This window comes from Polaribacter sp. (assembly GCF_965656025.1).
Lineage (GTDB): Bacteria > Bacteroidota > Bacteroidia > Flavobacteriales > Flavobacteriaceae > Polaribacter.
In genome coordinates this window covers 13356-25256 of the sequence record NZ_CBFHJT010000045.1, presented here as the reverse complement: position 1 = coordinate 25256, position 11901 = coordinate 13356, and the positions used below count along the sequence as shown (strand labels likewise).

At 31.5% G+C, this 11901-nt stretch carries 7 protein-coding genes and 1 riboswitch; of the genes, 3 read left to right on the top strand and 4 right to left on the bottom strand.

The window, feature by feature from the left end:
• From ACTG3S_RS09570 to metK, 4 genes are all read right to left on the bottom strand, one after another.
• Positions 1-458 (bottom strand): hypothetical protein (locus tag ACTG3S_RS09570; RefSeq protein ID WP_439129139.1); only part of this gene is annotated, 458 nt, incomplete at its 3' end.
• A gap of 57 nt (positions 459-515) precedes the next feature.
• Positions 516-2165, bottom strand: coding sequence for a SulP family inorganic anion transporter (locus ACTG3S_RS09565; protein WP_439129138.1), 1650 nt, complete (start codon positions 2163-2165; stop codon positions 516-518).
• 110 nt (positions 2166-2275) lie between these two features.
• Positions 2276-4768, bottom strand: coding sequence for a zinc-dependent metalloprotease (locus ACTG3S_RS09560; RefSeq protein WP_439129137.1), 2493 nt, complete (start codon positions 4766-4768; stop codon positions 2276-2278).
• 159 nt (positions 4769-4927) lie between these two features.
• Entirely contained in the window at positions 4928-6184 is a 1257-nt protein-coding gene (gene metK / locus ACTG3S_RS09555) for a methionine adenosyltransferase (RefSeq protein ID WP_439129136.1), read from the bottom strand.
• Positions 6185-6558: 374 nt separating this feature from the next.
• Positions 6559-6671, top strand: a riboswitch (SAM riboswitch).
• Between the two features lie 131 nt (positions 6672-6802).
• Between metK and ACTG3S_RS09550 the strand changes: the two genes are divergently transcribed.
• The 3 genes from ACTG3S_RS09550 to ACTG3S_RS09540 all read left to right on the top strand — a co-directional run.
• Positions 6803-8077, top strand: a complete 1275-nt coding sequence (locus ACTG3S_RS09550) for an O-acetylhomoserine aminocarboxypropyltransferase/cysteine synthase family protein (protein ID WP_439129135.1) — start codon at positions 6803-6805, stop codon at positions 8075-8077.
• Between the two features lie 113 nt (positions 8078-8190).
• Complete coding sequence (gene thrA / locus ACTG3S_RS09545) at positions 8191-11592, top strand: bifunctional aspartate kinase/homoserine dehydrogenase I (protein ID WP_439129134.1); 3402 nt, start codon at positions 8191-8193, stop codon at positions 11590-11592.
• A gap of 106 nt (positions 11593-11698) precedes the next feature.
• A partial coding sequence (locus ACTG3S_RS09540) for a PLP-dependent transferase (RefSeq protein WP_439129133.1) occupies positions 11699-11901 on the top strand: 203 nt, incomplete at its 3' end.

Below are 11901 nucleotides of genomic sequence, written 5' to 3'. Positions count from 1 at the left end.
TTTCCTTTCTTAATTGCTTTTTTTATGGCTTTCTCCTCGTCATCAAAAATTAAATTGGATGTTTCTTGAGTGCCTATTGGATTTAGCACAGAAACCATGCCGTTTTTTGATAAATCTGAAACTAAAATAATTATTGGAAAACTAGGTTCTTCTGCTGAATTTTCGGCATCTTTTAGAAGATAAATGTATTCAAAAACCTCTAAAATATTATTGCCCCAATTATATTCTAATGCTCTAAAATCTAAAATTACTGCATCTGGGTCAAATTCAATTAATCCAGAAATTGTTTTTCTAGATATAAACTTTGCATGATTTTTACCTAAGGAGCCATCAGGATAGTTTCCTGTAAAGGAAACCATTAATACGTCAATTTTATTGGCATCTCTATCTACCAAATAATACTTACAATTAATAGATTCAGGAGATGAAAATTCTTTTTCTCTTATCAAATAATTCATTTTTAAATATAAATAATTAAATAAGACAACTAACGTTTATATATTTCTTTTCACTTATTACAGAGAAGTTTTTAAAAACCCGAAAGCTTCGTTTACATTTTTAAAAATATGCTTTTCAGAAATTAAATCTGGTATAATGTCTATAGAGCTCATTTTATCTCTTGGTTGTTCATCAATATCAACTAAAAGTACCATAATATCTTTTTGTTCTAAATCTAAAATAGCATTTTCTAAAGCATACAAACCAGATTGATCTATGTATGGAACTCGATCCATCCTTATAATTAAAGCTTTTACATCTTTAGGAATTTTTTTAATTTCACTTTGAAAATGTGAAGTAAAACCAAAAAATAAAGGACCATACAAATGCTTTATGTAAACTTTTTCTTTAAATTTCTCGTAAAAAGGCAATTCATCTTGCCAAGGTTTTTCGCCATCAAAACCAGCCAAAGTGTTAACGGCTAATCCTTTTTCTGCTAAATCACTAGATTTTTTCATAAAAAGTAGAGAAGCTAGTAATAGACCAACAGTAACAGCTTGTATTAAACTGCCAAAAGTGGTCATCAATAAAACAACTACCAAAACAAAGGCATCTGCTTTGGGTACTGCTATTAAGTGTTTTAAGCCTTTTGTATCTATAATTTTAAATGCTATAGGGATTAATAAACCAGCTAAAACCGATAAAGGAATGTATGCAGCCAATTTACCCAAACCTAACAATACAGCTAAAAGAAAAAGCCCGTGAATTGTTCCAGAAAGCCTTGTTTTACCTCCGCTATTTATATTAATAACGGTTCCTTTAGTGGCACCTGCTCCTGGAATACCGCCAAAGATTGCTGCTATGGCATTTCCAATTCCTTGTCCAATTAACTCTCTATTACTATTGTGTTTTGTTTTGGTCATATTATCTGCAATAACAGAAGTTAATAATGAATCTATAGAACCTAAAACAGCAAGTACAATTGCGTACTCAATAATTAAAAAGTAAGTACTAGAAGGAATTGTAAAAAAACCATTAACTTGTAAAGATGGTAATCCTGAAGGTATTTCACCTATCAAAGGTACATTCCATTGTAAAAAATATCCAGCTAAAGAAGCTACTAATAAAGCGGCTAAAGCACTTGGAATTTTTTTAGTGATATATGGAAAAACGTAATATACAACTACAGTTAAAACACCTAATAGTAAGGCTTGTGCATTAAAGTCTGAAAATAATCTGGGTAAATCTTGTATGATTAACCATGTAGATTTTGCGGATGGTAAACCTGCAAAGGGGAATAGTTGTAAAATTATTATAATTAAACCTACACCACTCATAAAACCAGAAACTACTGGATAAGGAAAGTACTTCACATAACTAGCAATGTTTAAAAAGCCAAATATAATTTGAAAAATACCACCTAATAAAAAGGTTAGTATAATTATGGGCATTGCCGTTTCAATACTTCCTGTAATTTCTATAGCTGCAGCAACTAATGCTGCAGAAACAACTGTCATTGGTCCTGTGGGGCCACTAGCTTGCGTTTTTGTTCCACCAAAAATTGCGGCAAAAACACCAACAGCTATAGCACCATATAGACCTGCAATTGCACCTAAACCAGATTGTACACCAAAGGCCAATGCTAAGGGTAAAGCAACTACACCAGCAACTAAGCCACCAGTAATGTCTCCTTTTAAATTTTTAATATCGTAGTAGTTTGTAAGCATTTTTTATTTTTAAGAGTAAAGTTAAGGTTTTTTAATGTTAGTACATAAATTAGGAATTAAAAAAAAGCCTCACAAATTTGTGAGGCTTTCTATTAGTTTATCTAAATAAATTATTTAGGCTCTAGAATCATATCGATTCTATCTACAACATCTTGCAAATGGTAACGTCTTAAAGTATTACCACTGTTCATAGCTCTTCTAGCATCTCTTTGCAAACGTTTTAACTCTCCTCTTGCAACAGATTTTACATCAGACTGGTTGATAGTAATTCCACTTCTTTTTAAATAACCACGATTTGCACCTCTTTGGTTTTTAGCTTCATTTAATAAATAGTTTAGTCTATCTAAATGTGCTCTTTGTAAGTTTCTTCTATAAGTATCTATAGAACGTCCAGAGTAAATTTCGCTCCAAACACCTTTACGTAAATCGCTCATCATATTTACTAATGTATAAGCTGAAGATCCATTTAAAGTTTCGTTTTCAATCATTCTAGCCATTCTACCAGCGTCTAAAATATTGTTTAGCGTTCTTGCTTGTAAACCTCTTACTCTTTCTACTGAGCCAGAAAATTCTGTTTTGCTAAAAATATTTTCGTCCAACATCCAATCTGGAGTTTTAAACAACTCATCAATCACAAATTGCAACGCTTCTTTTTGTTTTGCTTTATCTACATGTGTGTAAACAGCTCCATCTTGATCTGATGTTTTGTAATACTCATACACACCACCAATATTTGCAGAAACATGACCCATATATCTATTAAATTGACCTAGTAATTGGCCATACATTGTAGATAATTCGTCGTAGTTTTCCCCTTTTTCAGAAGTCCATTCTTCTAATCTTGGTAAAATTCTTTTTAAATTTTTAATACCATACATAGAGGCTTTCATTGCATCATCTCCTAAATCTTCTGTTTGAGAACTAGGATCTACAACACCACCTGCTTGTTGGTGACCAAATCTATACATTGGGTCTCCTGCATGTTTTAAAATCCAAGAGTCTAAAATTGGTTTTTCTTCTTTTGCAGTTTTATCTAAAATTGGTCGGTAACCCCAAGCAATTGCATATTTATCATAAATACCAACGTTTGGCATTAAAGAAACACCTTTATCTTCTGGTTGTGCAACATAATTAAAACGTGCATAGTCCATTATAGAAGGAGCCGTACCGTATTTTTGTGTAAAAGTTGCAGAACGTAAAGAGTCTACAGGATACGCAACAGAACTCCCCATGTTATGAGGCAAACCTAAAGTGTGACCTAATTCATGAGAAGAAACAAAACGTATTAAACGTCCCATTGTTTCTGTTTTAAACTCGTTTCCACGTGCATCTGGGTTAATGGCTGCAGTTTGAATAAAAAACCAGTTGTGTAATAATGTCATTACATTATGGTACCAGTTAATATCAGATTCTAAAATTTCTCCAGAACGAGGATCACTTACGTGAGGTCCGTTTGCATTTGGTATTGGAGAAGCTAAGTATCTAATTACAGAATAACGCACATCTTCTGGACTATATTCTGGGTCTTCTTCTTTAGTAGGCGCTCTTTTACCAACGATTGCATTTTTAAAACCTGCAGCTTCAAAAGCAACTTGCCAATCATTTACACCTTGTATAATGTATGGAACCCACTCTTCTGGAGTAGCTCTATCCACATAATATACAATTTGTTTTTTTGGTTCTACTAACTCTCCTCTTTTAAACTTTTCAATATCTTCATCTTTAACTTCTAAACGATATCTGTCTAAATAAGTAACAGTTTTACTTTTTTGAGCTTTTAAACCATAATCAGTCTGCCCTCTAGCAAACCAACCTACACGCTCATCAAAATATCTACGTTTCATTGGTACTTTTGGCAATAGCACCATAGAATTACTCATTTCTAAAGTTATTGAACCAATAGCGCTATTAGATGGTGGTCTATTTGCAAAATATGTTTTTATATGTCTTACTTCTATATTTTCTGGATAACTACTTACTCTATCTATATAAGATCTAGTTTTATCCATTCTTGTAGCTTGGTATGCTCTTCTGTAAAAAGCAGGAAAACCTAATGGTTTTACATCAGTAGAAAATAAAGAGGTTGCATCTATTACAGTTGCAGTAGAATCTTTACTAAAAGCTTTTATAGGAAAAGAAAATAAAATAGGCTCTAAATTAGAGTTAACTACAGCTTCATGTACTGGTAAAATGGTATCAGCAACCACATCATGAGATACCACTCTTAAAAGGATATTCTTATTTTTTTTCTCCCAACGTAATACTTGTGTGTTGGTTTTACCACCACCAAAACCAATATTACTAGCAGTTTTAGCGATTCTTGTTACCATTAACATTTCTCTTCTTAATAGAGAATCTGGTATTTCGAATAAATATTTATCGTCTTTGGTGTGCACTTTAAACAAACCATCGTCTGTTTTGTGCTCTTTAGTTACAACTTTACTGTAAGGTTGTATGCCTCCTTTTTTTGGTTTTGGTTTAGGTTTGGCCGCCGTTTTTGGGGCTTCTTTTTTCTTTTTCTTCCAAAATTGAGCAGAAGTTTCCGTTGAAAAACCGAATACAAAAGCAACTAAAAGAAGTTTGATTAGGACTTTTTTTGTCATTATAAATTTGATTTAAATTAGTGTGTCCGAAGTTAGGTAAACTGATTAGCTTGGGCTCTTAAAAATTTGTTAAAGAGATTTGCTTTTTTTTGTTAAAATTTAGAATAAAAAAAGCCTTTAGAACTAATTCTAAAGGCTTTAAATAAATAGTTTTTATTTTTAAAGATTAAACATATTTTTAATCTTTTCTACATAATCTAATTTTTCCCATGTAAAGGTTTCTACTTCTTCAGAAACAGTTTCTCCCATTGGATTTGTAAATGTAACTGTTTTAATTTCTGGAGTTCTTCCCATATGCCCATAAGCAGCAGTATCTGAGTAAATTGGTGTTCTTAATTTTAGACGTTGCTCTATAAAATAAGGACGCATATCAAAAATTTTAGCAACTTTTTTACTGATTTCTCCATCCGTTAAATCTACTTTAGCTGTTCCGTAAGTTTCTACATTGATACTCGTAGGTTCAGCAACACCAATAGCATAAGAAACTTGTACTAAAACCTCTTTACATAAACCAGCTGCAACTAAGTTTTTAGCAATATGCCTTGTAGCGTAAGCTCCAGATCTATCCACTTTACTTGGGTCTTTTCCAGAAAAAGCGCCTCCCCCATGAGCACCTTTTCCACCATAAGTGTCTACTATAATTTTACGGCCTGTTAAACCTGTGTCTCCATGAGGACCACCAATTACAAAAACACCCGTTGGGTTTATATGGTAGGTGATATTATCTGTAAATAATTTCTGAATGTGAGCAGGTAATTTTGCAACCACTCTAGGTATTAAAATTTCTACAATATCTTTTTTAATTTTTGTCAACATTACTTCATCAGATTCATCAAAATCATCATGTTGAGTAGAAACAACAATAGCGTCTATCCTTTGTGGCTTGTTATCATCAGAATACTCAATAGTAACTTGGCTTTTTGCATCTGGTCTTAAATAAGTAATATCTTTATTTTCTCTTCGTAATACAGCCAGTTCTTTTAACAATCTGTGAGATAACTCCAAAGCCAAAGGCATGTAGTTTTCAGTCTCATCAGTAGCATAGCCAAACATCATCCCTTGATCTCCTGCACCTTGTTCTTCTGGGCTAGATCTATCTACACCTTGGTTGATGTCTGGAGATTGTTCATGTATGGCAGATAAAACACCACAAGAATTGCCATCAAACATATACTCTCCTTTGGTATACCCAATTTTGTTAATTACTTCTCTAGCAATTTGTTGTACGTCTAAATAAGTTTTAGATTTTACTTCTCCAGCTAAAACAACTTGCCCTGTTGTTACTAAGGTTTCGCAAGCAACTTTACTGCTTTTATCAAAAGCTAAAAAATTATCTATTAGTGCATCAGAAATTTGATCTGCAACTTTATCTGGATGTCCTTCAGAAACACTTTCTGAGGTAAATAAATATGACATATTTTATTCTTTTTTTATTTTAAAATAATTAGATGACAAATAAATTTTGATTGCAAAGTCGCTAAAAGAAGTAGGTAATTACTGCTTTAGCATTTTTTTAATGAGGTTGCAATCAGTTCAAATTTTTCCTCTAAGTTTTGTGCAAAGCTACATTATAAAAATATAATTGCGTATAATTTTGTGATAATTTTTTCTGATAGTATCATTAATTAAATAATTTTAACTTGTTTATGCCTCACTTTTTTAAGAATGATGAATTTTTTAAGCTATTATTTATAGAATCTATATAAAATTTAAAAAAACTACTTTTTAATTTGGATATTAAATTTTTCTGAACATATATTTGCATTCACAAAGTTCAATAACTTATTGAAATGTTATCAAGAAAGGTGGAGGGATTAGACCCTGTGAAACCTTAGCAACCCTTTAGAGATAAAGAAGGTGCTACATTCTACTCAATTATTTTTAATATTTGGATAGATAACAAAAAAGAATTTTCCAGTTCTGGGAGATACTAATTTCTTAATAACATTTTTCTAGTAAGTACATCGGTAAAAAAAGAAACTGATGCATTTGACTTTTGTTTTAATTATTTATTAACTCAAAAAAAATAGAAAAATGAGTACACAAAAATTAGCAACAAATGCGTTGCATGCAGGACATGATGTAACAACAAACGGAGGCACAAGAGCAGTACCAATATACCAAACATCTTCGTATGTTTTTAACAACTCAGAACATGCGGCAAACCTTTTTTCATTAAAAGAATTAGGTTTTATTTATACACGTTTAAACAATCCAACAAATCAAATTTTACAAGACCGTTTGGCAGCTGTAGAAGGCGGAATTGGAGCTGTAGTTTTTGCTTCTGGTACAGCAGCAATTGCAACTGGCTTATTAACACTTTTAAAAGCTGGAGATCATATTGTAGCTTCTAGTAGTTTGTATGGAGGGACGTATAATTTATTAAGTGTTACTTTACCAAGATTTGGTATTACAACTACGTTTGTAGATGCTTCTGAACCAGAAAAATTTGGTAAAGCAGTGCAAGAGAATACGAGAGCTTTTTTTGTAGAATCTTTAGGAAACCCTAAATTAGATGTATTAGATTTAGAAGCAATTTCTGAACACGCAAAAAAAGCAGAGGTACCTTTTATTGTTGATAACACTGTAGCAACTCCAGTGTTATTAAATCCTATTAAACACGGTGCAAACATTGTAATTCACTCTTTAACAAAATATATTGGTGGTCAAGGAACCTCTTTAGGTGGTGCAATTATAGATGCAGGAACATTCAATTGGGCAAATGGAAAATTCCCTGAATTTACAGAACCTTCTGCAGGATATCATGGTTTAAAATATTATGAAACTTTAGGAGCAGCTTCTTATACGTTTAAATTAATTTTAGAAGGATTGCGTGATTTTGGAGGTGCATTAAGTCCAACAAATGCGTTTAATATCATTCAAGGTTTAGAAACTTTACCTGTAAGAATTAAACAACATTCAGAAAATGCTTTAGAATTAGCAAAGTGGTTAGAAAAACAAGACGAAGTGGCTTGGGTAAATTACCCTGGTTTAGAGAGTAATAAATACAATACTTTAGCTAAAAAATATTTGCCAAAAGGGCAAAGTGGAATTGTAACTTTTGGACCTAAAAAAGGTTTTGAAGCTGCAAAAACAATTGCAGATAAAACCAAAATATTCTCTTTATTAGCAAATATTGGCGATACAAAATCGTTAATTATTCATCCAGCGAGTACAACACATCAACAATTAGATGAAGCTGCACAAGAAGGCGCTGGTGTGTCATCAGATTTAATTAGATTGTCTGTTGGTATTGAGGATTTAGAAGATTTAAAAGCAGATTTAAAAGCCGCTTTTTCAGAAATATAATATTTATTAAACTGTCATTTTGAGCGAAATGAAATGAAGTCGAAAAATCTTAACATTGATTTTAGATTTCTCCACAAGGTCGAAATGACAGGTTATTTATTTTACAAATAAATTTGACACATCCATTAGAACATATTAAAATAAGAGATTTTACCACAGAAGCTGGTGTAATAATTCCTGAATTAAATTTGAGTTATCAAGTTTTTGGTCAAGAATTAGGCACAGCACCTGTGGTTTTAATCAATCACGCATTAACTGGTAATAGTGATGTTGCTGGTAAAAATGGTTGGTGGCTTGATATTGTTGGAAAAGAAAAAGCCATAAACACCTCGTTTTATAGCATCTTATCTTTTAATATTCCTGGGAATGGTTTCGATGGTTTTTTAATTGAAAATTATAAAGATTTTATTGCAAGAGATATTGCTAGAATTTTTATTGAAGGATTAAAAACACTTAAAATAAAGCAATTATTTGCCTTAATTGGGGGTTCTTTAGGTGGTGGAATTGCTTGGGAAATGGTGGCTTTAGAGAATAAATTAACGCAATATTTTTTACCAATAGCAACCGATTGGAAATCTACAGATTGGTTAATTGCCAATTGCCAAATACAAGAACAGTTTTTGGTAAACTCCAGCAATCCTGTACACGATGCAAGAATGCATGCGATGTTATGTTACAGAACACCAGAATCTTTTAAAGAACGTTTTCATCGCTCTAAAAAAGAAAACTCAGACGTTTTTAATGTAGAAAGTTGGTTGTTACATCATGGTAAAAAATTGCAAGAACGTTATCAGTTATCTTCTTATAAATTGATGAATCAATTATTAAAAAGTATTGATGTTACCCAAAATGGAGAAAAAAACAGCAGTCTTTTAGACAAGATTGAAGCAAATATTCACATTATTGGGGTAGATTCAGATTTGTTTTTTACGGCTGAAGAAAATAGAGAGACGCATAAAAAATTGGCATTAACAAAAGAAAACGTAACCTATAACGAAATAAATTCTGTACATGGTCATGATGCATTTTTAATGGAATATGACCAGCTTCAAAAAATAATAGAACCGATTTTTAATAAAGATTATAGTGCAAAAAAGATGAAAGTAATAAAATTTGGTGGTAAGTCTTTGGCCAATGGTGTTGGATTACAAAACACCATAGAAATTATTTTAGACAAATATAAAAACGGAGAAAAATTTACAGTAGTTGTCTCTGCAAGAGGAACAACCACCAACGATTTAGAGACTCTTTTAGAGAAAGCTGCAAAAAAAGAAACCTATAAATCTGCATTTGATGCATTTAAAGAATATCAACAAAAACCTAATGATAAAATAGATTTTAGTAAAGAGTTTAAAACTTTAGAAACAATTTTCGAAGGCGTTTCTTTGTTAGGTGATTATAGTAATAAAATTAAAGATGAAGTTTTAGCACAAGGAGAAATACTATCATCAAAACTATTAACTAGTTTAATTGAAAAGGAAGGCATTTCAGCGAAAGTTGTAGATACAAGAAACTTAATTATTACTGATGATAATTTTGGAAATGCACAACCCATACAAGCATTATCATCAGAAAACGTAATTTCTTATTTTAAAGAAAATGAAAAAAGCGTAAATATTCTTACAGGTTTTATTGCCTCTAGTAAAAAAGGAGAAACCACAACTTTAGGTAGAAATGGAAGTAATTACACTGCTGCATTAATAGCCAATTATTTAGATGCCAATGAGCTACAAAATTATACACATGTTAGTGGAATTTTTACAGCAAACCCTGATTTGGTAGCTGATGCAAAAAAAATAGAAAAGTTATCGTTTTCAGAAGCGAATGAATTGGCAAATTTTGGAGCAACTATTTTACACGCAAAAACCATTATTCCATTATTAGAAAAGAACATAAATCTTCGTATTTTAAATACTTTTCAAAAAGAAGACAAAGGCACTTTAATAACAGCAGAATCTTCCGAAAAAGGAATCAAATCTATCTCTACAATTAGCAATGTTTCTTTGCTAAATTTCGAAGGAAGAGGTTTGTTGGGTAAAGTAGGTGTAGATGCACGTATTTTTAGAGCTTTAAGTCAAAATAATATAAGTGTAAGCATCATTTCTCAAGGCTCTTCAGAAAGAGGAATTGGTTTAATAATCGACTCAAACAGAGCAAATGAAGCAGTTTTAGCCTTAGAAAGAGAATTTGAAAACGACTTTTATGCACAAGATGTAAACCAGATTTCTATTGTAGATAATGTGGCTGTAATTTCTATCATTGGTCAAGATTTAAGTGAGTTTCATTTGCCTTACAATGCATTGATTAAAAACCAAATTGTTCCTGTTTTATTTAACAATACTGTTACTGGTAAAAATGTGAGTTTGGTGGTTAAAAAAACAGAGCTTCATAAAGCAGTAAATGTAATTCACGGACAAGTTTTTGGAATTGCAAAAAAAGTAAATATTGCCATTTTTGGTAAAGGTTTGGTGGGGGGCACATTAATTAACCAAATTATAGAAAACGCACCTTCTGTTTTAGAACGTAGAAAAATTCAATTAAATGTTTTTGCAGTAGCTAATTCTAAAAAAATATTGCTACAAAAAAATGGAGTCACTAAAAATTGGGAGCAAGATTTAGAGGAAAAAGGTGAAGAAAATAGTAGTGTAAGTGATATTATTGAGTTTACAAAAACACATCATCTCGAAAATTTAATTGCGGTAGATAATACTGCAAGTGTGCCATTTGTAGAAAATTATATTCCCTTGATAGAAGCTGGTTTCGATTTGGTTTCATGTAATAAAATAGCCAATACACTTTCTTTTGATTTTTATAAAGAAATTCGTGCCAAGTTAAAAGAATACAAAAAACAATATTTGTACGAAACCAATGTTGGTGCAGGTTTACCATTGATAGATACCATTCGTTTGTTACACGAATCTGGAGAAAATATCACCAAAATTAGAGGTGTATTTTCTGGGAGTTTAAGTTATTTATTCAATACATTTTCAGTACAAGAGAAACCATTTTCTGAAGTTTTAAAATCTGCAATAGAAGCTGGTTTTACAGAGCCAGATCCAAGAGAAGATTTAGGTGGAAATGATGTTGCCAGAAAATTGTTAATTTTAGCAAGAGAACTAGAATTAGAAAACGAGTTTGATGATGTAAATATCAAAAATTTAATTCCAGAAAATTTAAGAAAAGGCACAGTTGCTGAATTTTTATCGAATTTAGAATTGATGAACGAAGAATATCAGCAATTAAAAGAAAGTCAACAAGAAAATCATGTTTTACGCTACATTGGCGAATTAAGTGGAGATTTATCAAAAGAAACAGGCAATTTAGAGGTAAAACTGGTTTCTGTTTCTAAAAATTCACCTTTAGGTTCTTTAAAAGGTTCAGATGCAATCTTTGAAATTTATACAGAATCTTATGGAGAGCAACCTATTGTAATACAAGGTGCAGGTGCTGGGAATAAAGTAACAGCAAGAGGGGTTTTTGGAGATATTTTAAGATTAGCAAAACATAATAATTGACACAGGGTGTTATACTGAACTTAATTCAGTATCAAAAAAAAATTATGGTTTTTGGTTTTTATTTAACAACAAAAAACATCAAACAATAACCAGCAACAAAAAACAAATGAAAAATTTCGAAACAGAAGCTATAAGAAACCAAACAGAAAGAACTCAATTTTCTGAACATTCTACGCCTTTATATTTAACATCAAGTTTTGTTTTTGAAGACGCAGAAGAAATGAGAGCTTCTTTTGCAGAAGAAAAACAACGTAATTTATACAGTAGATTTACCAACCCAAATACCACAGAATTTACAGATAAAATTGT